The 22226-nt window shown below is 61.1% G+C and carries 18 protein-coding genes; 5 read left to right on the plus strand and 13 right to left on the minus strand.

What is annotated here, in order from left to right:
• Positions 1-19: 19 nt before the first annotated feature.
• The 8 genes from ACP6KB_RS18450 to ACP6KB_RS18485 all read right to left on the minus strand — a co-directional run bounded on the left by ACP6KB_RS18450 (position 20) and on the right by ACP6KB_RS18485 (position 12256).
• On the minus strand, positions 20-793 hold the full coding sequence (locus ACP6KB_RS18450) for an enoyl-CoA hydratase (protein ID WP_442108770.1): 774 nt from the start codon (positions 791-793) through the stop codon (positions 20-22).
• 14 nt (positions 794-807) lie between these two features.
• The gene (locus ACP6KB_RS18455; protein WP_442108771.1) at positions 808-1935 is read right to left on the minus strand and encodes an acyl-CoA dehydrogenase; all 1128 of its coding nucleotides are present in this window, start codon (positions 1933-1935) and stop codon (positions 808-810) included.
• Between the two features lie 8 nt (positions 1936-1943).
• Positions 1944-3137, minus strand: coding sequence for an acetyl-CoA C-acyltransferase (locus ACP6KB_RS18460; protein ID WP_442108772.1), 1194 nt, complete (start codon positions 3135-3137; stop codon positions 1944-1946).
• Positions 3138-3154: 17 nt separating this feature from the next.
• Positions 3155-3922: an SDR family NAD(P)-dependent oxidoreductase gene (locus tag ACP6KB_RS18465; protein ID WP_442108773.1), complete on the minus strand. Its 768-nt coding sequence runs from the start codon at positions 3920-3922 to the stop codon at positions 3155-3157.
• Positions 3923-3934: 12 nt separating this feature from the next.
• Entirely contained in the window at positions 3935-5587 is a 1653-nt protein-coding gene (locus ACP6KB_RS18470; protein ID WP_442108774.1) for an AMP-binding protein, read from the minus strand.
• Positions 5588-5716: 129 nt separating this feature from the next.
• Complete coding sequence (locus ACP6KB_RS18475; protein WP_442108775.1) at positions 5717-10219, minus strand: NEL-type E3 ubiquitin ligase domain-containing protein; 4503 nt, start codon at positions 10217-10219, stop codon at positions 5717-5719.
• Positions 10220-10296: 77 nt separating this feature from the next.
• Positions 10297-11319, minus strand: a complete 1023-nt coding sequence (locus ACP6KB_RS18480) for an AraC family transcriptional regulator (RefSeq protein WP_442108776.1) — start codon at positions 11317-11319, stop codon at positions 10297-10299.
• 73 nt (positions 11320-11392) lie between these two features.
• Positions 11393-12256 (minus strand): LysR substrate-binding domain-containing protein, encoded by an 864-nt coding sequence (locus ACP6KB_RS18485; RefSeq protein WP_442108777.1) that lies wholly within the window; start codon positions 12254-12256, stop codon positions 11393-11395.
• Between the two features lie 112 nt (positions 12257-12368).
• On the opposite strand from ACP6KB_RS18485, the gene ACP6KB_RS18490 reads away from it, so the two are divergent.
• Positions 12369-13475 carry a 2-aminoethylphosphonate--pyruvate transaminase gene (locus tag ACP6KB_RS18490; protein ID WP_442108778.1) on the plus strand — a complete coding sequence of 369 codons (1107 nt, stop codon included), beginning with the start codon at positions 12369-12371 and terminating at the stop codon, positions 13473-13475.
• Positions 13476-13505: 30 nt separating this feature from the next.
• The gene (gene phnX / locus ACP6KB_RS18495; protein ID WP_442108779.1) at positions 13506-14333 is read left to right on the plus strand and encodes a phosphonoacetaldehyde hydrolase; all 828 of its coding nucleotides are present in this window, start codon (positions 13506-13508) and stop codon (positions 14331-14333) included.
• Positions 14334-14401: 68 nt separating this feature from the next.
• Here phnX and ACP6KB_RS18500 read toward each other — a convergent pair whose 3' ends face one another.
• On the minus strand, positions 14402-14956 hold the full coding sequence (locus ACP6KB_RS18500; protein WP_442108780.1) for an NADPH-dependent FMN reductase: 555 nt from the start codon (positions 14954-14956) through the stop codon (positions 14402-14404).
• A 144-nt stretch (positions 14957-15100) separates the two neighbouring features.
• Between ACP6KB_RS18500 and ACP6KB_RS18505 the strand changes: the two genes are divergently transcribed.
• Positions 15101-15319, plus strand: coding sequence for a hypothetical protein (locus tag ACP6KB_RS18505; protein ID WP_442108781.1), 219 nt, complete (start codon positions 15101-15103; stop codon positions 15317-15319).
• Here ACP6KB_RS18505 and ACP6KB_RS18510 read toward each other — a convergent pair.
• From ACP6KB_RS18510 to ACP6KB_RS18525, 4 genes are all read right to left on the minus strand, one after another.
• Positions 15303-17564: an Orn/Lys/Arg decarboxylase N-terminal domain-containing protein gene (locus ACP6KB_RS18510; RefSeq protein WP_442108782.1), complete on the minus strand. Its 2262-nt coding sequence runs from the start codon at positions 17562-17564 to the stop codon at positions 15303-15305. The two genes, ACP6KB_RS18505 and ACP6KB_RS18510, sit on opposite strands and share 17 nt — an antisense overlap.
• 78 nt (positions 17565-17642) lie before the next feature.
• On the minus strand, positions 17643-18386 hold the full coding sequence (gene dnaQ, locus ACP6KB_RS18515; RefSeq protein WP_442114337.1) for a DNA polymerase III subunit epsilon: 744 nt from the start codon (positions 18384-18386) through the stop codon (positions 17643-17645).
• Between the two features lie 91 nt (positions 18387-18477).
• Positions 18478-18924, minus strand: a complete 447-nt coding sequence (gene rnhA, locus ACP6KB_RS18520; protein WP_038613019.1) for a ribonuclease HI — start codon at positions 18922-18924, stop codon at positions 18478-18480.
• Positions 18925-18977: 53 nt separating this feature from the next.
• Positions 18978-19736, minus strand: a complete 759-nt coding sequence (locus ACP6KB_RS18525) for a methyltransferase domain-containing protein (RefSeq protein ID WP_442108783.1) — start codon at positions 19734-19736, stop codon at positions 18978-18980.
• Positions 19737-19815: 79 nt separating this feature from the next.
• Between ACP6KB_RS18525 and gloB the strand changes: the two genes are divergently transcribed.
• Together gloB and ACP6KB_RS18535 are read left to right on the plus strand one after the other, a co-directional pair.
• Complete coding sequence (gene gloB, locus ACP6KB_RS18530; RefSeq protein ID WP_442108784.1) at positions 19816-20595, plus strand: hydroxyacylglutathione hydrolase; 780 nt, start codon at positions 19816-19818, stop codon at positions 20593-20595.
• A 99-nt stretch (positions 20596-20694) separates the two neighbouring features.
• Entirely contained in the window at positions 20695-22116 is a 1422-nt protein-coding gene (locus tag ACP6KB_RS18535) for a transglycosylase SLT domain-containing protein (protein ID WP_442108785.1), read from the plus strand.
• Positions 22117-22226 lie beyond the last annotated feature (110 nt).

The following is a 22226-nucleotide window of genomic DNA, read 5'->3' on the forward strand; positions in this document are numbered from 1 at the left end:
GCGCAAGATAGTCCGAGGATCAGCGATCCTTGAACTGCGCTTCGCGCTTGGCGACAAACGCCGCCATACCTTCCTTCTGATCTTCGGTGGCGAAGGCAGCGTGGAAGACCCGACGCTCGAAACGCACACCCTCGCTGAGGGTGACTTCGAAAGCGCGATTGACGCTTTCCTTGACCATCATGCTCACCGGAATCGACTTGCTGGCGATGCTTGCCGCCACCTTCAGGGCCTCTTCAAGCAATTGCTCCTGAGGCACCACGCGGGCCACCAGGCCTGCACGCTCGGCTTCTTCGGCGCCCATCAGGCGACCGCTCAAGCACAGCTCCATGGCCTTGGCCTTGCCGACGGCGCGGGTCAGACGCTGAGTTCCGCCCATGCCCGGCAGCACGCCGAGGTTGATTTCCGGCTGGCCGAACTTGGCATTGTCGGCGGCCAGAATGAAGTCGCACATCATCGCCAGCTCACAGCCACCGCCCAGGGCAAAGCCCGAGACCGCAGCAATGATTGGCTTACGCCGGTTGGCGATACGGTCAGCATCGCTGAACAGGTCATCAACGTAGATCTGCGGGTAACGCAGGTCGGCCATTTCCTTGATGTCGGCACCGGCAGCGAAGGCTTTGGCAGAGCCGGTGAGCACCACGCAACCGATCGCCGGGTTGGCCTCAAGCTGATCCAGCGCCTGATTGATCTCACCGACGATCTGCGCATTCAGCGCGTTCAGCGCTTGCGGTCGGTTAAGGGTGATCAGACCGACCTTGCCGTGGATCTCCAACAAAATGGTTTCAAATGACATGCAAGCTGCTCCCGTCAAAGATTGCGCGCAATAACCATGCGCTGAATATCGCTGGTACCTTCGTAAATCTGGCAGACCCGCACATCGCGGTAAATCCGCTCCAGCGGAAAGTCACTCAGATAGCCATAACCGCCCAAGGTCTGCAAGGCATCCGAGCAGACCTTTTCGGCCATTTCCGAGGCAAACAGCTTGGCCATCGACGCTTCGACCAAGGCCGGACGCCCGGCATCACGCAGCGCTGCGGCATGCAGCACCATCTGCCGGGCCACGGCAATGCGGGTGGCCATATCGGCCAGGCGAAAGGCCACGGCCTGGTGCTCGATCAGCGCTTTGCCGAAACTTTCACGCTCGCGGGCATAATCGCGCGCCACTTCAAAGGCGGCACGAGCCATACCTACCGATTGCGAGGCAATGCCGATACGCCCGCCCTCGAGGTTAGCCAGGGCAATTTTATAGCCTTCACCCTCCTCACCCAGACGGTTGGCCACCGGCACACGCACGTTGTCGAAAACGATCTGACAGGTATCGGAAGCATGCTGACCGAGCTTGTCTTCAACCCTGGCAACCTGGTAACCCGGTGAATCGGTGGGCACGATAAAGGCGCTGATACCGCGCTTGCCGGCGTCAGGGTCGGTTACCGCGAACACAATCACCACCCCGGCATTCTGCCCGGAGGTAATGAACTGCTTGCAGCCGTTAAGAACGTAATGATCACCGTCGCGGCGCGCCCGGGTTTTCAGGCTGCTGGCATCAGAGCCCGCTTGCGGCTCGGTCAGGGCGAACGCGCCCAGCATCGCACCGCTGGCCAATGGCGTGAGGAACTGTTGCTTCTGCTGCTCGTTACCGAACTTGAGGATCGGTACACAGCCTACCGAGTTGTGCACGCTCATGATGGTTGAGCAGGCGCCATCGCCCGCAGCGATTTCTTCCAGGGCCATGGCATAGGCTACATAGCCGGTATCGCTGCCGCCCCACTGCTCTGGCACCAGCATGCCGAACAGGCCCAGTTCAGCCATTTCTTCAATCGCTTCTTTGGGAAAGCGATGCTCTCGGTCCCATTGCTCGGCAAACGGGCGCAGACGCTCTTGAGCGAATTGACGGACCGCGTCGCTGATCTGCTGTTGTTCTTCATTGACTAGCATGGTGCACCTCAGTACAGACACTCGACGGCCATCGCGGTCGCTTCACCGCCACCAATGCAGATGGCCGCCACACCGCGACGCAGGCCTTTCTGGCGCAAGGCCGCCAGCAGGGTCACCAGAATACGCGCGCCCGATGCGCCGATCGGATGCCCCAGGGCGCAGGCGCCACCGTGGATGTTGACCTTGTCGTGGGGCAGGTCCAGGTGCTTCATGGCCGCCAGGGTCACCACGGCAAAGGCTTCGTTGATTTCGAACAGATCGACGTCGGCCAGGTTCCAGCCGGTGCGCTTGATCAGCTTGTCGATCGCGCCAATCGGTGCGGTTGGGAACAACGCTGGCGTATCGGCAAAGGCGGCATGGCCATGAATCACCGCCAGCGGCTTGAGTCCCTGTTTTTCTGCCTGTGAACGGCGCATCAACACCAGCGCCGCCGCACCATCGGAAATCGAACTGGAGTTCGCTGCAGTCACCGTACCGCCGTCACGAAATGCTGGCTTGAGTTGCGGGATCTTGTCCAGGCGGGCTTTCGGTGGCTGCTCATCGTCGCTGATCAGGCGTTGAGTCTTGCCTTCGGTCACTTCTACCGGAACGATTTCACTGGCAAAGCTGCCGTCTTTGATGGCCTGTTGTGCGCGGGTCAGCGAGGCGATGGCAAAGTCGTCTTGTTGCTGGCGGGTAAAGGCGTTGGCCGCTGCGCAGTCCTCGGCGAAGGTGCCCATCAGGCGCCCTTTGTCGTAGGCGTCTTCAAGGCCATCGAAGAACATGTGGTCAATAATTTTGCCATGCCCCATGCGATAACCGCTGCGCGCCTTGTCCAGCAGGTACGGCGCGTTGGACATGCTTTCCATACCACCGGCCACGACCACATCGGCGGTACCGGCCAGCAGCAGGTCATGGGCCATGATCGCGGCCTGCATGCCCGAACCACACATTTTGTTCAGGGTGGTGCAGGTGGTGGATTTATTCAGCCCGGCGCCCAGGGCAGCCTGACGCGCGGGCGCCTGGCCAAGGCCGGCAGGCAACACGCAACCAAACAGCACTTGCTCGACGCTGTCGGCAGCAACGCCGGCACGCTCTACAGCAGCGCGAATAGCAACGGCGCCCAGCTGCGGTGCGGTGAGGCTTTTCAGGTCACCTTGCAGGCCACCCATGGGGGTGCGCACAGCGCTGACGATTACAATCGGGTCATTGGCGAGGGTCATGTCTACTACTCCTGCAATTACTTGGCGGCCATGCGCAAGGCACCGTCGAGACGGATCACCTCGCCATTGAGCATGCTGTTTTCGATGATGTGCCGGGCCAGCGCCGCGTACTCTTGCGGGCGCCCCAGGCGTGGCGGGAACGGCACCCCGGCGGCCAGCGAGTCACGTACTTCCTGGGTCATGCCGGCCATCATCGGTGTTTCGAAAATGCCTGGGGCGATGGTCATCACGCGGATGCCGAAACGCGCCAGTTCACGTGCTGCCGGCAAGGTCAGGCTGGCGATGGCGCCCTTGGAAGCGGCATACGCCGCCTGGCCAATCTGGCCGTCATAGGCAGCAATCGACGCGGTGTTGATGATCACCCCACGCTCACCATCCTCACTGGCTTGACCTTCGGCCATCACCGCAGCGGCCAGGCGTAGCAGGTTGAAACTGCCGACCAGGTTGATATTGATCACCCGGCTGAAGCTGTCCAGGCCGTGCGGGCCGTTCTTGCCCAGCACCTTTTCCGCGCCCACCACACCGGCGCAGTTGATCAGCCCGTGCAGGCTGCCGAACGCCGCGACAGCCGCATCAACCGCGGCCTTGGCAGCGGCTTCCTGGCTGATGTCGGCCACGGCAAAGTGCGCCTTGCTGCCCAGTGCCTGGGCTTTGGCCTGCACCGCTTCGGCGTTGAGGTCGACCAGCATGACCTGTGCACCGGCGGCGATGAGCATTTCGGCGGTAGCGGCGCCAAGGCCCGAGGCCGCACCGCTGACAATGAAGTTTTTATTGGCGATCTGCATGATGCTGTGTCCTCAAGCGCTGGCGGTCTGGGCCAGCGCAGCGTGTTGTTTGGCAATTTCCTGGTTACGCAGGATGAAGCGCTGCAGCTTGCCGCTCGGGGTCTTGGGCAGCTCGCTGACGAATTCGATTTCCCGTGGATAAGCGTGGGCATACAGGCGCTGGCGCACGTGCTGTTTCAGGGCTTCAGCCAGTTCCTCGCCGGGTTGTTGACCGCTGGCCAGCACCACGAACGCCTTGATCAGTTCGGTGCGCTCCGGATCTGGTTTGCCCACCACCGCCGCCTCGATCACTGCAGGGTGCTCAATCAGTGCACTCTCGACATCAAACGGCCCGACCCGGTAACCGGAGGTGGTGATCACATCATCGCTGCGGCCAACGAAGCTGATGCTGCCATCGGCGTTGAGCTCAACGGTGTCACCACTGAGGTAGTACTTGCCGACGATCGATTTGGTAGGCACACCGTGATAACCACCGAACCAGCACAGCGGTGACTGCTCGCGGTCAACAGCGAGAATGCCCGGCTGGCCGGCAGGCAACTCCTGGTGCTGGTCATCGAGTACGACAATGCGGTGGCCGGGGATGGCATAACCAGCCGCCCCCAGGTGCACCGGGTGCTGTAAACCGTGGTGGTTGCACAACACCATGCCCAGTTCGGTCTGGCCGTAATGGTCATGGATGGTCACGCCCAGTTCCTGGCCGAACCAGCGGATCACTTCCGGGTTGAGCGGCTCACCGGCGCTGCTGACCACCCGCAAACGGCCCTTGATCGGGGCTGAGAATGCATCACCGGCGGCAATCAACAGCCGATAAGCCGTCGGTGAGCCTGCCAGGTTGCTGATGGCGTACTTGTCGATCACCCGGCAGGTGCTCTCGACGCTGAACGGACCATCGAAGAAGGTGGTGGAATGGCCGAGCGCCAACGGGCCGGTCACGGCGTAATACAAACCATAGGCCCAGCCCGGATCGGCCAGGTTCCAGAAATTGTCTTCATCACGCAGGTCGATGGCGTCGCGCATGTAGCCCTGAAAGGCGACGATGGCGCGCAGCGGCACCAGCAACGGCTTGGCCGGCCCGGTGGTGCCGGAGGTGAACATCATCAGAAACGGCGCATCGCCGTTGAGCAGCACCGGCTCGCACAGGTCGCTGGCAGCCGCCACGGCTTGATGGAAGTCCAGGTCGCTGGAGCCGCTTGCAGCGTCGATACAAATGATCGACGGGCACCCCTCCACATCATCGAGCTTGCCGCGATTGCCGCGATCAGTGATGACCACGCGCGCACCGGACTGATGCACGCGATGTTCGACCGCTTTAGGCCCGAACGCAGTGAACAGTGGCTGATAGACAGCGCCCAGGCGCCAGGTGGCCAATACGGTAACCAGCAGTTCAGGAATGCGTGGCAGCAAACCGGCAACCCGATCGCCTGGCCCTACTCCCTGAGCGCGCAGGACATTGGCGAAACGTGCAGCCTGCTGTTGCAACTGCTCGAAGCTGTACTGGGCACTCTGACCGTCGCGGCCTTCCCAGTTCAGCGCAATCTTGCCGCTGCCAACATGGCGATCACAGCATTCGACACAGGCATTGAGCCCATCGAGGCTGCCGTGCAGGGCTGCCTCAGCCACCTGAAGATAGTCAAAGCCGCTCGCGGCTACAGCGTAATCACGCATCGTCAGACTCCTGGTTGTTATTGTTGGAGTAGCACCATGAATCTGACGATAGTCGCGCTGGATGGCCCCCGGGACAATGGCCAAAGCTGTCAAACTGGATGACTGGTTTGGCCTGGCCCTGGGTGGGCTTCAACGACCTCCTTCACCCGCCAGGTCAGCAGCCAGTGCTTCCTGGGTGAGCTTCAGGGCCAAGGCCTTGATTGCCTGCTCGCGCTCGCTGGCCAGTTGATTGGCCTGCTGCAGGTAGGCACCTTCGCTCAGGTCTTCCTGATCGCTCAACGCATCGAGCCGCGTCCAGAACGGTTGCTCGACCGTAGTGAATCGCTCGGCATACTCACGACGCAAGTGTTCCAGCCAAAAATCCCGCTCACTGATAAATTGCGCCAGCGCAGCGCTGCCTTCAGCTTCACGGACAGCCGCAGCGGCGTCGGCAAGCTGCGTTTCGCTGACTCTGGCAATCTCCTCAAACTGCATGGTGCTGGGCTGGCCCGGCAAACCAAGCTGACGCGCAAGGCCGCTGCGATAGGCCAGGCTCACTTCGATTTCATCGACACCGCGCCCTGCTGCAATTCGCGCGGCGATATCTGCACGGGCAATCCGCTCGACCTGATCCAGGCGGAACAAGCGCCTTGCCAGGTCAAGCCGAGCAGCCTGAGCGCTGCCGAGCGTAGTGTTTTGCAAGGCACGTGCAACAAACACCCGAACCTCCAGGGCACTGAAACACGACGCAACACTGTCGACACAGGTACGCGGATTGCCGGCCAGGCTGAACAGTTCCTGACGTAGTTCAGTGCTGCGCTGCGCCGCTTCGAACATTTCCCAGACCCGGCGTTCAAGATCTTCCCGGGCCCGGCGAAAGTCACTGGTCCCGGAGAGTTCACTGATCAGTTGAAAGAAGTCATCACTGCCCGGTTCGGCCCGCAGACTGTCCCATAGCGTGAGGTGCTGTTGTTGTACCTCTGCATCTGCGAGCTGCGTCCACAGCTGCCGAGAAGCCTGTTCACCCTCCTCTTCGGCCTGTGCAGGAACAGAGTCGGGCGCAGCCAGGCGTTGTTGAACCGCAGGGCTCAGGGCATTGCCCTGCATCGCAAGCGTTCGTCGGAACGAGCGAGGCGCCTGCAGGATCATTTCCGGAATAGTGCTGATGCGGTTGTTACGCAGGTCGGCATACTCAAGAAACGAGCATCGGATCAACCCCGACGGGACTGTCTGCAACGCACAGTTACGCAGGTACAACTCGCTTAGGTGCGACAGATTGCGCAGCTCCAAACTGACTGCCCCAAGCGGGTTATGGCATAACATCAAACTCTGCAACTGCTGCAGGCTACCCAATATGCCTGCGCCAAGCTGGGTCATCTGGATCATATTGTTGTTCAACTGCAGCACCCTCAGCTCTGTAAGCCGGACAAGGCTTGCCGGTACAGTGGTGAGGCGGTTGCCACTCAAATTCAGCCGGTTAACCCCCCTAAAACAGCGCAGAAATCCAGCAGGCAACAGGCGCAACTGCAGGTTCACCAGCGTCAATTCCGTGACATGAGCAAATTCGACCCGTGCAGGAATCTCCGGTAACGTCTGAATCGCGCTACCGATCAGGGACAGGCGCATACCATGCGGATTGCCATGGCGGTCGATGGACCGATCACCCTGCAAGCGCCAGCAACGACGCAGTTCGTCGGCAACCGAGCGACGCGTAGCAGGCCCGGAAGCTTGCCCAACCTCAGCTTCCCAGGTCACCAGGGCCGCATCCAGTAACTGGAACTCCTGCTCCTGGTCCAGCAAATTGTCAAAGGCTGAGCCTGGCGCTTGCAGCAACAGGTTCAGAAAATCTTCCACCTGTTGATCAGTGAAGCCGAGATACAGGGCCCGAATACGCGCACGCAGTGTGGCTTCTGCTTGACTGCGCCCCTCCCCGCGACCACTGAGCAAATACCCCACCCGGCCATCTGCCAGGCGTTGTCCAGGGTTGAACCAAGGCTTGATCTGCGGCCATCCCAGCATACGCTCCAACGCTTTAGGTTGCGTAGGCATCCAGCGCTGCAGATCTTGCCGTACCTGGTTGGCGGCACTGTTGGTATCCCAGCCCAGACGCGTCCGATCGGCTTGCGGCAAGACCGCAAGCAGCACCTCAGGCAGACCGGCCGGATCATCGACCTCAACATCCAAAGCGCCCCCCTGTTCGTCGCTCAGCTCAAAACGCCCATCGCGCCACACCATCACCCAAGGGTTGCGGTTCTGCGGATCAAGCACCGCAAGGCGGCGGCCATATTTAGAGCCTTCGCGCAGCTCAAGGTTGACAGTGCTCGGCCAACTGGCGTGTTTACGAAGCAGGTTGAACACCAGATCCACCGTGTCGGGCTGATAGCTTTGACCTAGAAACAACCCTTCACGCATCCGGGTCAGCCGGGCATGGCGCAGCAGCGAACGCGCCTGCTCCGCCAGTGCCAGGGGAATTTTCCGGCTTTCGGTGATGCGCAGCCGCTGCGCATCACCCGCTTGCCTGAGCAAGTACGACGCGTAAGCATCGGGCAACCCGGGAAAATCCCGCTGAATCACCGCCAGGCCATCCTCTGCGGGCACATATTGCCGGGCGAAATGCTCAAACAGCCCCGAGCGCAACTGTCCGGCCTTTGCCACAACTTCAGCGCGCTGCTCGGCATCGCTCAGCCCTGCGGGATCAATCTGCGCCAGGCACCAGTTGTAGAACGCCTTCTCGGCTTGCTGTGTCGGTTGCTTTTCAAGATCGGCGAAAAAAGCATCGACCCGAGCATCGACACTGAAGCGCTCCAAGGTGTCACGCAGGCTCACCGGCAGCGCTCGATTCTCGACCAACAGACCGCGCAGTTCATCTTCATCGACACCTGCAACCTGCAGAACCTGCTCAATACGCTGCGCATCGAGACTCGCCGCGTCAGGCCACAGCCGACGCAACAGCCGTGCACTGCCTTGCCACTCCAGTGGTCGTTCAAAATCCAGGCGCCAACTACGCTCGCCATTGGACTGCAACCAAGGGCCGTAGGCGTCCTCCCGCTGAGGATGCTGCAACTGCCAACGACCCTGACGCTGGCGAACCTGGTAATAATTGCTTTCGTGCCGCCACCAGTAGCGTTGACCATCACTGTGCAAACCATTGCTCTGCACCTGGGCCAACTCGGGTACGCCGCTTGCGATGTAGGGTTGCAGGTCTTCAGACCACAACCGTGGCGCATCGGCAGCGTTGCTGACCGGTACCAGCCCCTCAACAAAAGCGCTGCGCGCAAAACCTTTGGCAATGACATGGGCACCGCCAGCGACCGCAGCCCCAACTGCCAGGGTTTCAGCCACACCTAGTAAATGTTCCAGCGCCTCATGCTGACGGCCACGTGACCAGTCGCGCACCCCTTCGTAGGTTTCCGAGGTCAATTGCACGACCGTCTGAGCCAGTAACAGCGTGCCCAGCACCGGGACGAAAAAACCGGCCACATTGAGCATCACCAGCCCCGCGTTCTGCATCGCTTCCAGGCGCTTTTCCGAGGCTGCGTGATCGGCATCATCAGTCGGCACCAGCAGTTTGCGGGCATCGTCCTTGATGCGCTGAACCTGCTGAGTTGCCAGGCTTGCGAAGATATCACCAACAGGGGCCTGCCCAGCCACTTGCAGGTCTGGTACGGGATCTGCGAGACGCTTACGCAAGGTATTGAGCATTGCCGGTAACTGCCCAAGGTTGACCCGGCGCCGCAGGTACTGCTCATCCTGTGCGCAGCGCAACTGCGTAGCCAGGGTATCGTTCAACGACTGCCAGGACTCGAACCCGTAGAGCTCCCGCTCGGGCGCTGCGGGCAGGTACAGCACCACGCGAAGCACCTGGCCATCGGCATCTTGCTGCTCAACTGCCAATGCGCCATCAATGGCGCAGTCGAGCAGCCGGAACTGCAACACCTGCCAGCCGGAGCCCGGCGTGTGAAGTTGCGCGGTGTCAGCCACCAAGCGGCGTAACATCTCCAGTTCGGCCGCGGTAATCTCACCCTTCATCGAAGCAATTTCTGCCGCCAGTGCCAGCCCGCTGCGCTTGTCCAGCGTCAAGGTGGTCAGTGCCTTGGCATCAAAGGCCTGATCAAGGTGCGACTGATAACTCTGCCCTATGTCTTCCTCACGACAGAACAGGCTGATAGCGTCGGTTTCTGCACTGACCAGATCAGCCTGACTGGTAACCGGGTCGGGATCTATATCAGACGTGGCCAGGCCTGAGCCGAGGTAGAAGCTCGCATCTGACTCGAAGTTCTGCATCAGTCGCTGCAACGCCGGTTGATGAATAAAGCGGATCGAGTCCTCAGGCAGCAGCCCGCCCACAGGGACACGGAATGAACGCCTTACCTCACGCCAGTAAAGCGCACGAATATCGTCAATGAGTGCCAAAGGCCCCTGCAAAAAAGGCTCAAGCTGGTTAACGGCATAAGCATCCGGCGAGGTGATTGCAGCCACCAGCGTATGTAACTGCTCTTGCGTGTGCTTATGTGCGCCAATGCGCGCGCGTAATGCGTTGATCTGCTCGGGTGAAGCCTGCTTCAACCAGGCGGGCAGACGCGCCTTGATAAAGTCATCGGTTGCATCGGTGATCTTTGCTTCCACGGCAGCGCTGGATTGCTTGGGGGGCATGACGGTCGTCCATCAGAGGAATGAACCGTCAGCCTCCGCCGTTCAGGCCGATCAATGCAGCAGGAAAGCCCTCGCCTTCAAGCCTGTGCCTGGCCCTGCAAAATCACCGTTCGATAATGCCCCGGGTTACACCCGAACCACTTGCGAAACGCCTTGTAGAACGAGCTGCTGTCAGCAAAGCCCAAACGCTCGGCAATTTCCGCAAAGCTCAGCTCGACTTCCGCCAGCCAGATGATCGCCAGCTCCCGCCGCACGCTGTCTTTGAGGCCTTGATAGGTCTGGCCTTCTTCGGCCAGGCGGCGACGCAGGGTCGATGCCGACAGACACAGTTGACGCGCCAGGCTATCGGCATCGGGCCAGTGGCCGGGGGTCATCTGCAACAGATCCTGACGGATGCGCCGCGCCAGGCTGGCGGGGTCGCGGTACTTGACCAGAATGTTGCCCGGCAATTCGCACAAAAAACGCTGCAGTTCTTCCTCGCTGCGTTTGAGCGGCAGGTCAAGGCAATCGGCAGCGATGATCATCCGTGTACGCGGGCGATCGAATTGCAGATTCTCCGAGAACATCACCCGGTAATCATCGCAAAACGGCGGCTCGACACAGCGCAGCTCGATGGCCAGGATCGGAATGCGCCGCCCGGCCAGCCAGCAGGCCACGCCGTGGACAATCATCCAGAAGGTGAAATAGGTAAAGGCGCGGCGCGGCTGCTCACGCGGCTCGCCAATGACAATCTCGGCCAGGCTTTGCTGACGGACCAGGCTGGGTTGCACATCTTCGAGCATCAATGACAGAAAGGCCAACGCCGTTTCCAACCCGGCGCCGAGCGTTGGCTGCGCCATCGCTGCACGACAGAGAAACGCCAGGCTGCCACTGCGCAGGCCACGCGGGTCCATGCCGAAGAATTCATCATGGCCACGCCGCGCCAGCAATCGCCAGAGCTGTGCGTAGGCACTGGCCGGCACCCGCGCATCGGCCTGTTCAAGCAGCGCCGGATCGATGCCGATGCGGTTGAGCAGCGCCTGCGTCGGCGCGCCCGGCGCACAGCTCTGCAGCAATGCCTCGCGCACCAATTGCATGGAGATGGTGTCTTTGCCCGCCATCAACAGTTTTTCGCCTTACCCGACTGGTTTGACCGCCATCTTAGGGGCCGCAAGAAAAAATGCCAGCACCGCTTCACGGGCTGGGTGCCAGGCTCAGGAATGCCTGGATCAAGCGCAGTTCACGGCGACGCTCCAGACAGCCGATCATGTGCTGGTTGACCAGGCCTGCCCCGATGATCTCGCGCGCCACCACGCGCGGGTCATGGCTCATCTCTACCGACGAGACGATTCCGATACCCAGCTCGGCGGCGACCGCTTCGGTTACCGCCTCACGGCTGTCCAGCTCAAGCAGCACCCGCGGCTGCACCTTGGCCTGCACACAGGCCTGGTCAAAGGTGCGTCGGGTGATCGAACTGGGCTCGCGCAGTACCATGATCTGCCGGTCCAGGGCACTGAGCGCCAGTGCCTGGCGGTCTGCAGCCAACGGATGGCCGGCCGGCAGCAAGGCACAGATCTGCGATGCGCCCAGATGTTGCAGGTACAGCCCCTTGCGCGGCTCGACCTCGGTCAGCACCGCCACGTCCGCATGTTCACTGAGCAGCGCCGCCAAGGTCTCCTGGGCATTGCCCAAGCGCAAATTAACGGTAATGCCGGGATAGCGCGCACGCAATTGCGCGAGCATCGGCATGACCCGGTGTGGCCCGTCGGCCGCGACTTCCAGGCGCCCGGTGAGCAACTGGCGATTGGCCTCAAGCATGGCCTGGGCTTCCTCGGCCAGACCAAACATGGCCCGCGTGATCGCCGCCAGGCGTGTGCCCTCCTCAGTCAGCTCGACGCGCCGGGCGGTGCGCCGCAACAAGGTGATCTGGTAGTGCTCTTCCAGGGCCTTGATATGCCCGGTGACCGCCGGCTGGCTGATGAACAACCGCGCCGCAGCACGGGTAAAACTGCCCTCGCGGGCCACCGCATCGAACGCACGGAGCTGAAACAGGTTCATATCTATCGGCCTGACTTATGGCTGGCATAACAACAAACAATTTGATTGATGACGCGCAGAATTGCAACTTAGGCCCCGTAGTTTCAGCCCACCGCTTGTGAGGAACTTCGGAATGAGCAACGCCCCTATCCTGCTGACCCCTGGTCCATTGACCACCTCGTCCCGCACCCGCCAAGCGATGATGGTGGACTGGGGCTCCTGGGACCGTGATTTCAACCAGCTGACCGCCAGCCTGTGCGAGCAACTGCTGGCCATCGTCAACGGCGCCGACAGCCACCACTGCGTGCCCCTGCAAGGCAGCGGCACCTTCGCCGTGGAAGCGGCGATCGGCACCCTGGTACCACGTGATGGCAAGGTTCTGGTGCTGATCAACGGTGCCTATGGCCAGCGTCTGGCGAAGATCTGCAAAGTGCTGGGCCGTGCCTACAGCACCTTTGAAACCGCTGAAGACGAACCGACCACCGCTGCCGACGTCGACCGCCTGCTGGGCGCTGATGCCAGCATCACCCATGTGGCACTGATCCACTGTGAAACCAGTACCGGCATCCTCAACCCGTTGCCCGAGATCGCCCAGGTCGTGGCCCGCCACGGCAAGCGCCTGATCATTGATGCCATGAGCTCCTTCGGCGCGCTGCCGATCGATGCCCGCGAAGTACCGTTCGACGCCCTGATCGCCGCCTCCGGCAAATGCCTGGAAGGTGTACCGGGCATGGGCTTTGTCTTCGCCAACAAAACTTCGCTGGCTGCGGCTGAAGGGAACTCACCGTCCCTGGCCATGGACCTGCAAGACCAACACGCTTATATGGCCAAAACCGGCCAATGGCGCTTCACCCCGCCAACCCATGTGGTTGCCGCGCTGCATGAAGCACTGTTGCAGTACAACGAAGAAGGTGGTTTGCCCGCCCGCCACCAGCGCTATGCCAGCAACTGCAAAGTGCTGCTCGACGGCATGGCGGCCATCGGCCTGCACAGCTTTCTGCCGGCCGAGATCCAGGCGCCGATCATCGTCACCTTCCACGCGCCGAATGACCCGCGCTATCAGTTCAAAGACTTCTACGAGCGGGTCAAGGCCAAAGGCTTCATCCTCTACCCGGGCAAGCTGACCCAGGTGGAAACCTTCCGCGTCGGTTGCATCGGCGTCGTTGGCCCGGACGGCATGCAAGCCGCCGTGAACGCCGTGGCCGACGTGCTGCGGGAAATGGAAGTACTGGACATCTGAACCGCCGACCCTCTTTCTAGGAATGTGCACATGAACTACAGCAATCCAACCCAACTGCAAGCCGCCATCCTCGACTGGGCCGGTACCGTGGTCGACTTCGGCTCCTTCGCCCCGACGCAGATTTTTGTTGAAGCTTTCGCCGAGTTCGACGTTGAGGTGTCCATCGAAGAAGCCCGCGGCCCGATGGGCATGGGTAAATGGGACCACATCCGCACCCTGTGCGATCAACCGGCTATTGCCGAACGTTATCGCAAGGTGTTTGGTCGCACCCCGACTGACGACGATGTGACCGCAATCTACGAACGCTTCATGCCCTTGCAGATCGAAAAGATCGCCGTGCACTCGGCGCTGATTCCCGGCGCCCTGGATACCCTGACGGGCCTGCGCAACGAGGGCCTGAAAATTGGCTCCTGCTCCGGCTATCCGAAAGTGGTGATGGACAAAGTGGTCGAGCTGGCCGCACAGAATGGTTATGTCGCCGACCACGTGGTGGCCACCGATGAAACGCCGAACGGTCGCCCTTGGCCTGCCCAGGCACTGGCCAACGTGATTGCCCTTGGCATCGATGATGTTGCCGCGTGCGTGAAAGTCGACGACACCGTGCCAGGCATCCTCGAGGGCCGCCGTGCTGGCATGTGGACTGTGGCGCTGGTGTGTTCGGGGAACGCCCTGGGCCTGACCTACGAAGGTTACCGTGCCCTCGCCTCGGACAAGCTGGACAGTGAACGCAAGCGCATCCACGCACTGTTCGAAGGTTCACGCCCGCACTACCTGATCGACACCATCAATGAACTGCCGGAAGTTATCGCTGATATCAATAAGCGTCTGGCGCGTGGGGAGATGCCGCAGGCGGTGTAATAAACAGAGCTTTGATCGCGGGGCAAGCCCGCTCCTACCGGGTAGGAGCGGGCTTGCCCCGCGAAGCTTTACTCCTGATACCGCTCTACCCACGCCGCATATCTATCGATAAAGCCCTGCAGGAACGGCCGCGTCTTCTCCGACAGCTTGCCATTCTCATCAAACAGACTCGCCGCCCCGCCGATGTAGGCCTCCGGCTGTTGCATGCACGGCACATCGAGAAACACCAGGGACTGGCGCAAGTGATGGTTCGCGCCAAAGCCGCCCACCGCCCCCGGCGAAACACTGATGACCGCGCCAGGCTTGCCACTCCAGGAACTTTGCCCATAGGGCCTGGAGCCCACATCAATGGCGTTTTTCAGCACCCCTGGCACCGAGCGGTTGTATTCCGGGGTAACGAACAGCACCGCATCACTGTCGCGCAGTTGTTCACGGAAGGCGGTGTAGGCCGCCGGCGGTTCAACATCGATGTCTTCGTTGTAGAGCGGCAAATCGCCGATTTCGACAATTTTCAATTTGAGGTTAGCGGGCGCAAGCTCCGCCAGTGCCAGGGCGACTTTGCGGTTGAGAGACGCCTTGCGCAAGCTGCCGACAACGACGGCTACCGAATACTCCTGACTCATGGCAATTTCCTGACATAGAGGACAAAGGAACTTGTAGGTATAGATGATCTGCCCAGCGGCGAAAGTTTTTTTCCGAGCGGGCAAAACTACAGGGGTAATCGGTGGTCTATGCCTGACAGAAAATTCCTAGAGGTTGCACGGTAAATGACAGCAGTACTTGTCGGACGGTTTCATGCACGGGACGCAGAAGGCCGCATCTACCCCGTTCATGAGTTTCAGGAAGCCATTCCGAACGCCGACGGTAGCGCCCCTTCCCTGCCCATTACCACCTACACCCTGGCTATTGGCGATAAGGTCAATCATTTGGGTGATGACCGCTTCGAACTGGCCCGTACCGGCGTCGAGATTATCCGCATCCCGTGATGCAATCGACGGTATAGACCCGCCCGTGCGCCCCGGTCTGATGCTGCAGGCCATGCACATCAGCGACAAAACCGGGGAAGCCGCTGTCGAAGGCCGCGGCGAATGCCAGATAATCAATGATCGAACGCGTCGCTTCGGTGAAGCGCTCGCCAGGCATCACCAGCGGTATACCTGGCGGATACGGCACCAGCATGACTGCGGCGACCCGCCCAATCAGTTGGTCGATCGGCACCGCCTCTACCTCCCCGCGCACCATCCGGTCATAGGCGTCAGCAGGCTTCATCACCACTTCGGGCAAGCGTGTAAACAGCCGCTTGAGCTGTTTGGCCGTGGCATTGCTGCGGTAACAGGCGTGCAACTGATCACACAGGTCACGCAAACCCAAGCCCTGATAGCGCAGTGGATCAAGGCGGGCGACACAAGGCAGGCTCTCCAGCAGGTCGGTGTTGGCGTCGTAGTTGCGTTTGAACTCCAGCAACTCCGTCAGCAAAGTGCTCCATTTACCCTTGGTAATGCCCATGGAGAACAGCACCAGAAAGGTATAGAGCCCGGTTTTTTCCACCACCAGGCCTCGCTCCCAGAGAAATTTGCTGACCACCGCCGCCGGAATGCCATGTTCGCTCAATGCACCACCCGCATTGAGCCCGGGCATAACCAAGGTCACCTTGATCGGATCAAGCAACACATAGTCATCGCTGACCTCGGCAAACCCGTGCCAGTCGGCGTGCGGCGCCAACAACCAATCGCTTGTGCTGAGTTGATGCACACCCTCGCCCTGGGGTGGCTGCCAGATGCTGAACCACCAATCGTCGGCGGCAATGTGCTGGCGCAAATTGGCCATCGCCCGGCGAAAGCTCAAGGCCTCGTCGAACATTTCCTGCATCAACGAACGCCCTGCAGGCCCTTCCATCATGGTCGAGGCCACATCCAACGACGCCAGGATGCTGTATTGCGGTGAGGTGGAAATATGCATCATGAACGCTTCGTTGAAACGGTCACGGTCCAGTTGCCGGGTGCCCCCATCCTGCACATGAATCATCGACGCCTGGCTGAAAGCCGCCAGCAGTTTGTGTGTCGAGTGCGTACTGAACACTAAGGGGCCATCCGCGCTACGCGACGTGCCCATGGCATAGCGACCGGCAAAAAACGGATGGAAGGCCGCGTAGGCATACCAGGCCTCATCGAAATGCAGCACTTCGACACTGTTGCCCAGCACCTGCTTGATCAACTCGGCGTTGTAGCACAGGCCGTCATAGGTCGAATTGGTCACCACCGCCAGTTTCACCTTGGGCTCGCGCCCCTGGGTCAAGGGGTTGGCCTGGATCTTGGCGCGAATCGATTCCGCGCTGAATTCACTCAGCGGAATCGGCCCGATGATCCCCAACTCATTGCGCTCTGGGCACAAGTACAGCGGGATCGCACCGGTCATGATGATGGCGTGTACCACCGACTTGTGGCAGTTGCGGTCAACCAGCACCAGATCGTCTCGTCCGACCATCGAATGCCAGACGATTTTGTTGGCCGTGGAGGTGCCGTTGATCACGAAAAACGTGTGGTCGGCCCCGAAATTCTTTGCCGCTCGGCTTTCAGCTGCCGCCAAAGGGCCGGTGTGATCGAGCAACGAGCCCAGCTCAGGTACCGACACCGAGAGATCCGAACGCAGGGTGTTTTCGCCGAAGAACTGATGGAAAGCCAAGCCGACCGGGCTTTTGCGGTAGGCCACGCCGCCGCCATGCCCCGGGGTGTGCCAGGAATAGTTGGACTGTTCGGTGTGCTGCACCAACGCTTTGAAAAACGGCGGCAACAGGCCATCGAGGTAGTTGTGCGCTGCCCGCGCCACTTGCCGGGCCAGAAACGGCACGGTGTCTTCAAACAAATACAGAATGCCGCGCAGCTGATTCAATTCGCTCATGACATCGGCCGGCGCATTTTCCAGGGTGACCTGTTCGCCCAGGGCAAAGATCGGCAAGTGCGGTGCGCGCATCCGCGCCAGGCGAATCAGCTCAACCATGTTCTGCAACAGATGGCGGTTCTCACCCGCACCTTCGGCGGCAATCAGCATGCAGGCCAGACCGTGATGGGTCGAGGCAACCAGGCGGCCTTCGCTGTAATCGACTGCCGAAAGAATGGTGAAGCCGTCCTGGGCCAGCTCTTGGGCAATACCGCGTACGCGCTCGCCCGCTACCGAGTCGGTCTTGATATCGCGGTGAACGATCAGGACAGGGAACTTGAGGTCCTTGTACATGAGGGGGCGTCTACTCCGAATGACACGCTTGTCATTTCAGGGTAGAAGCTTGCACGCCCCCTTGCGCGGCAATCTGCCTCAGGTACGCTCGGCCAACTGCTGCCACAACGCCGGGCCACCGGCCGACTTGGCAATGGCTTCCAGGCGAGCGAGGTGAGCTTCAAGCTCTTGCTCGGTGGCCTGAATGATCCGGCCCGGTTGCCGGCCGCTGAGGCGACGAATTTCGCTGCCGCGGCTGCCTTCACCGCCTTCCTCGCCCTCTGCGCCCTGCCCGGCCAGCGACAGGCTGGTCTGGCCGCCCGTCATGCTCAGGTAGACGTCAGCCAGCAGCTCCGAGTCGAGCAATGCGCCGTGCAGCTCACGGCCCGAGTTGTCGATACCGTAGCGTTTGCACAAGGCATCAAGGCTGTTGCGCTGCCCGGGGTGGCGGGCGCGCGCCATCATCAGGGTATCGAGGATGGTGCAATGCTGTGAGATGTCAGCGCGATCATGCTGACCGACCAGGGCGAACTCGTTGTTGATAAAGCCAACGTCGAACGCTGCGTTGTGGATGATCAGCTGAGCGCCCTGGATGAACTCGAAGAATTCATCGGCCACTTCGGCAAAACGCGGTTTGTCGAGCAGGAAGGCGTCGGTGATACCGTGTACGCCAATCGCCCCTTCGTCGCTCTCGCGGTCCGGCTGCAGATAGACGTGAAAGTGACGCCCGGTCAGACGTCGGCCCATCAATTCGACACAGCCGATCTCGATGACGCGGTGGCCGTCGGTAACCGGCATACCCGTGGTTTCGGTGTCCAGGACGACCGACCTGTTGCTCTGAATCTCCACGCCGGTGGCCTCCTGTCGCCTACAACTTGCTTGGTGAAAGCCGCGCATTCTACCTCAGCTCGCGGCCAAGTGGCGGCTGGTGTTCTCAGCGCAGCCCGCGCACTTCGTCAACACCACGGTTGGCCAACTGGTCGGCACGCTCGTTGCCATGATGGCCAATATGCCCGCGCACCCATTTCCAGGTCACTTTGTGGCGCCCTACCTGTTCGTCGAGCAGTTGCCAGAGGTCGGCGTTTTTAACCGGCTCTTTGGCGGCGGTTTTCCAGCCGCGCTTCTTCCAGTTGACCATCCACTCGTTGATGCCCTTCATCACGTACTGGGAGTCGGTGACCAACAGCACCTCACACTCGCGCTTGAGGGCTTCCAGGCCCTTGATCGCGGCCATCAGTTCCATGCGGTTGTTGGTGGTTTCCGGCTCGCCACCCCACAGCTCCTTCTCGACGCCCTTGCAGACCATCAGGACGCCCCAGCCACCCGGGCCAGGATTGCCCTTGCAGGCACCATCGGTAAAGATTTCGACGCTATCGCTCATTTACAGCCTTTTCATCAATGATTGTGGCCTGCGTGATGCGCAGGGCCGGACACTCAGGGTTCGGAGTGGCGTCGGTTGACCTTGGCCATCGGCAAGGGCAGCAGTTTGCCCATGGGTTCGCGGCGTTCCAGGCGCAATGGCCGCAAACCGACCACCATCTTGCGCGCTACCAGCAGATAGACGCCACCCCCAGCACCTTGCCAGCCGCTGGCAACTCGCTCCCAGCCCGCAAGACGCTGTTGCCAGGCCGGCGACGCGAGCGGCGGACGATAGCACCCGAACCGGCGTTTCTCCAGCGCGAAGCCCAGCAGGTTAAGCCAGTCGCCGACCCGTGACGGGGAAATACAGCGCGCCTTGCGCAACGCATCGTGGGCGAACACACGACGCACGCCCCAACTGCTCCAGGGGTTGATGCCGATGATCACCAGATGCCCGCCCGGGCGCACACTGCTGGCGGCTTCACGCAGCAGGCCATGGGGCGACAGGCTGAAATCCAGGCCGTGCTGCAACACCACCACGTCGGCAGCGTGTTCGCTCAGCGGCCAGGCCTGTTCTTCACAAACGATCTCGACCCCCGGCAACGGCGCGCCAAGACGCACGTTGCGTTGCACCTGCGGCGCTTTCGGCGGCGGCTCGGCACAGGGCCCGTAGTGCACCAGATAACCGCCAAAGTAGCGCCCCAGCTCGTCTTCGAGCAGGCGCTGTTCTTCATGAAGCATCAACTGCCCCAGAGGGCCGGCGAACCAGTCGCGGGCCAGGCTGATCAGCTCCAGCCACTGCGGATCGGCCTGGGCGAAGGCTTGATCGGTCATTGCAGTCTCCCTTGAAGGTTCTCGACAGCGTGCATAGCTACTAAGATGCACCCATGTCCAACGTTTGGCGAATTGCACCATGATACAGATCGATGCCCTGCGCGCTTTCACCGACAACTACATCTGGTTGTTACAAGACACTGCCAACCAGCGTTGTGCGGTGGTCGACCCGGGCGATGCGGCACCGGTGCTGGCGTGGCTCACCGCCCACCCGGGCTGGCAGCTGAGCGACATCCTCATCACCCACCACCATCACGACCATGTGGGCGGTGTCGAAGCCCTGAAGAAAGCCACTGGCGCCCGGGTCTGCGGCCCAGCCAACGAACGCATCCCAGGCCGCGACCTGGCGCTGGACGACAATGCCAGCCTCAACGTTCTCGGCCTCGACCTGCAAGTGCTGGCCGTGCCTGGGCACACCCTGGGGCACATTGCTTATTATTGCGGGCAAACGGCCACCCCGCTGCTGTTCTGTGGCGACACGTTGTTTGCCGCAGGATGCGGACGCTTGTTCGAGGGCACCGCCGAGCAAATGCACCATTCGCTACAGCGCCTGGCTGCTCTGCCCGCCCAGACTCTGGTGTATTGCACCCATGAGTACACCCTCAGCAACCTGCGTTTTGCCAAGGCGGTGGAGCCGGAAAACCAGCACATTGCCCAACGTTTTGACGACGTTACCCAACTGCGCGCGCAAGATCGCATCACGTTGCCATCAACCCTGGCACTGGAAAAACTCACCAACCCCTTTTTGCGCACCGCCGAAACATCCGTTAAAGAAAAAATAGACGAACGGAGTGCCCGCATAACCCCTACGCAAAGTGCTGTTTTTGCTGGATTACGGGCTTGGAAGGACAGCTTCTAAGCAGCGGCTGCTAGGACCCAAAAGTTCTCAAAGGTTGACCACAGGGGGGCCGCTTTCTAGAATCGCCCGACATTTTTGCCCGGAACTTTGTCCTCGCCAATGTCGTCCAATAGCCGCAGAACCTTCAATTCCGTCGCCCTGACGCGCCTGGCCCAAGCCAGTGCGCTGGCCCTGGCCGCCACCCTGGTGGGCTGCCAGAGCACCCGTCAGATCGACGAATCCGAGAGCGTTCGCGCGCACAACTACCAGGCGCGGATGAAGCAAAAACCGGTGTTCGTGCCGGTCAAGCAAGCCGAGCAGGCGCCTCAGGATGTCTGGGAGCGCATGCGCCAGGGCTTCGCCCTGCAAGACGACATGGCGGTCAATCCGCGCATCGAACAGCAACGCCTGTGGTTCGCCAGCAACCCGTCGTTCCTGGAAACCGCCGGTGACCGTGGCAGCCTGTACATCCACTACATCGTCGAGCGCCTTGAAGAGCGCAACATGCCGCTGGAACTGGCCCTGTTGCCGGCGATTGAAAGCGCCTACAACCCGATGGCCTATTCCCGCGCCCATGCGGTAGGCCTGTGGCAATTCATTCCCTCGACCGGCCGCCACTTCAACCTGCGTCAAACCCGCTTCTACGACGGCCGTCGCGACATCACCGCCTCGACCAACGCGGCGCTGAACTACCTGACCCGTCTGCACGACATGTTCAACGGTGACTGGTTGCTCGCCCTGGCGGCCTACAACGCCGGCGAAGGCACGGTCAGCCGGGCGATCGAGCGCAACGAGCGGCTCGGCTTGCCTACCGACTACTGGAACCTGCCTCTGCCGCAGGAAACCCGTGACTACGTGCCAAAACTGCTGGCGCTGTCGCAAGTGGTCATGACCCCGCAGGCCTATGGCGTCAACCTCAACCCGATCGCCAACGAACCCTACTTCGAAGCTGTCGCCATCAACGACCGCCTCGACTTGTCGCGGGTCGCCGAGCTGGCCGAGATCGACGAAGACGAGCTGTTCCAGCTCAACCCGGCGTTCAAGAAACGCATGACCGTCGATGGCCCGAAACAACTGCTGGTGCCCACAGCCAAAGCGCAGATGCTGACCGCCAGCCTGTCGAACCTCAAGCCTGAAGAGCTGTTGTCCTTGCAGCCTAAAAAGGCCGTATTCGAAGCGGCCCTGGCTGAAGCAACGCCGCGTACGAGCACCACTCGCAACAGCCGCTACCGGGTCAAGCGTGGCGACAGCCTGGGCAGCATTGCCAAGGCCAACAAGGTCAGCGTCAAAGACCTGCAGCGCTGGAACAAACTCTCCGGCCACCGCCTCAAGGCCGGCCAGACCCTGGTGATGCAAAGCGCCCAGCCGGTACAGGGCAAAAACCAGAAAAAATCCACCCAGTACAAGGTCCGCAAAGGTGACTCCCTGTACCTGGTGGCCAAGCGCTTCAACGTCGAGATGCAGCACCTCAAGCGCTGGAACCCTCGCAGCGGTCACGCCCTCAAACCCGGCCAGACCCTGACCGTCTACCTGCCGCACTAAGTCCCAGGTTTGCTGTAGGAGCGGGCTTGCCCCGCGATGCGATGTGACTGATACACCGCAATCGCGGGGCAAGCCCGCTCCCACCAGGCCATCTCCGGTCTTTTTCCAGT

The organism is Pseudomonas sp. NUPR-001, assembly GCF_052147955.1.
Lineage (GTDB): Bacteria > Pseudomonadota > Gammaproteobacteria > Pseudomonadales > Pseudomonadaceae > Aquipseudomonas.

Excerpts from the sequence above, each read along its gene's own strand:
- ACP6KB_RS18450 (WP_442108770.1), bottom strand. The coding sequence starts at position 793 with ATGTCATTTGAAACCATTTTGTTGGAGATCCACGGCAAGGTCGGTCTG.
- ACP6KB_RS18455 (WP_442108771.1), bottom strand. The coding sequence starts at position 1,935 with ATGCTAGTCAATGAAGAACAACAGCAGATCAGCGACGCGGTCCGTCAA.
- ACP6KB_RS18460 (WP_442108772.1), bottom strand. The coding sequence starts at position 3,137 with ATGACCCTCGCCAATGACCCGATTGTAATCGTCAGCGCTGTGCGCACC.
- ACP6KB_RS18465 (WP_442108773.1), bottom strand. The coding sequence starts at position 3,922 with ATGCAGATCGCCAATAAAAACTTCATTGTCAGCGGTGCGGCCTCGGGC.
- ACP6KB_RS18470 (WP_442108774.1), bottom strand. The coding sequence starts at position 5,587 with ATGCGTGATTACGCTGTAGCCGCGAGCGGCTTTGACTATCTTCAGGTG.
- ACP6KB_RS18475 (WP_442108775.1), bottom strand. The coding sequence starts at position 10,219 with ATGCCCCCCAAGCAATCCAGCGCTGCCGTGGAAGCAAAGATCACCGAT.
- ACP6KB_RS18480 (WP_442108776.1), bottom strand. The coding sequence starts at position 11,319 with ATGGCGGGCAAAGACACCATCTCCATGCAATTGGTGCGCGAGGCATTG.
- ACP6KB_RS18485 (WP_442108777.1), bottom strand. The coding sequence starts at position 12,256 with ATGAACCTGTTTCAGCTCCGTGCGTTCGATGCGGTGGCCCGCGAGGGC.
- ACP6KB_RS18490 (WP_442108778.1), top strand. The coding sequence starts at position 12,369 with ATGAGCAACGCCCCTATCCTGCTGACCCCTGGTCCATTGACCACCTCG.
- phnX (WP_442108779.1), top strand. The coding sequence starts at position 13,506 with ATGAACTACAGCAATCCAACCCAACTGCAAGCCGCCATCCTCGACTGG.
- ACP6KB_RS18500 (WP_442108780.1), bottom strand. The coding sequence starts at position 14,956 with ATGAGTCAGGAGTATTCGGTAGCCGTCGTTGTCGGCAGCTTGCGCAAG.
- ACP6KB_RS18505 (WP_442108781.1), top strand. The coding sequence starts at position 15,101 with ATGACAGCAGTACTTGTCGGACGGTTTCATGCACGGGACGCAGAAGGC.
- ACP6KB_RS18510 (WP_442108782.1), bottom strand. The coding sequence starts at position 17,564 with ATGTACAAGGACCTCAAGTTCCCTGTCCTGATCGTTCACCGCGATATC.
- rnhA (WP_038613019.1), bottom strand. The coding sequence starts at position 18,924 with ATGAGCGATAGCGTCGAAATCTTTACCGATGGTGCCTGCAAGGGCAAT.
- ACP6KB_RS18525 (WP_442108783.1), bottom strand. The coding sequence starts at position 19,736 with ATGACCGATCAAGCCTTCGCCCAGGCCGATCCGCAGTGGCTGGAGCTG.
- gloB (WP_442108784.1), top strand. The coding sequence starts at position 19,816 with ATGATACAGATCGATGCCCTGCGCGCTTTCACCGACAACTACATCTGG.
- ACP6KB_RS18535 (WP_442108785.1), top strand. The coding sequence starts at position 20,695 with ATGTCGTCCAATAGCCGCAGAACCTTCAATTCCGTCGCCCTGACGCGC.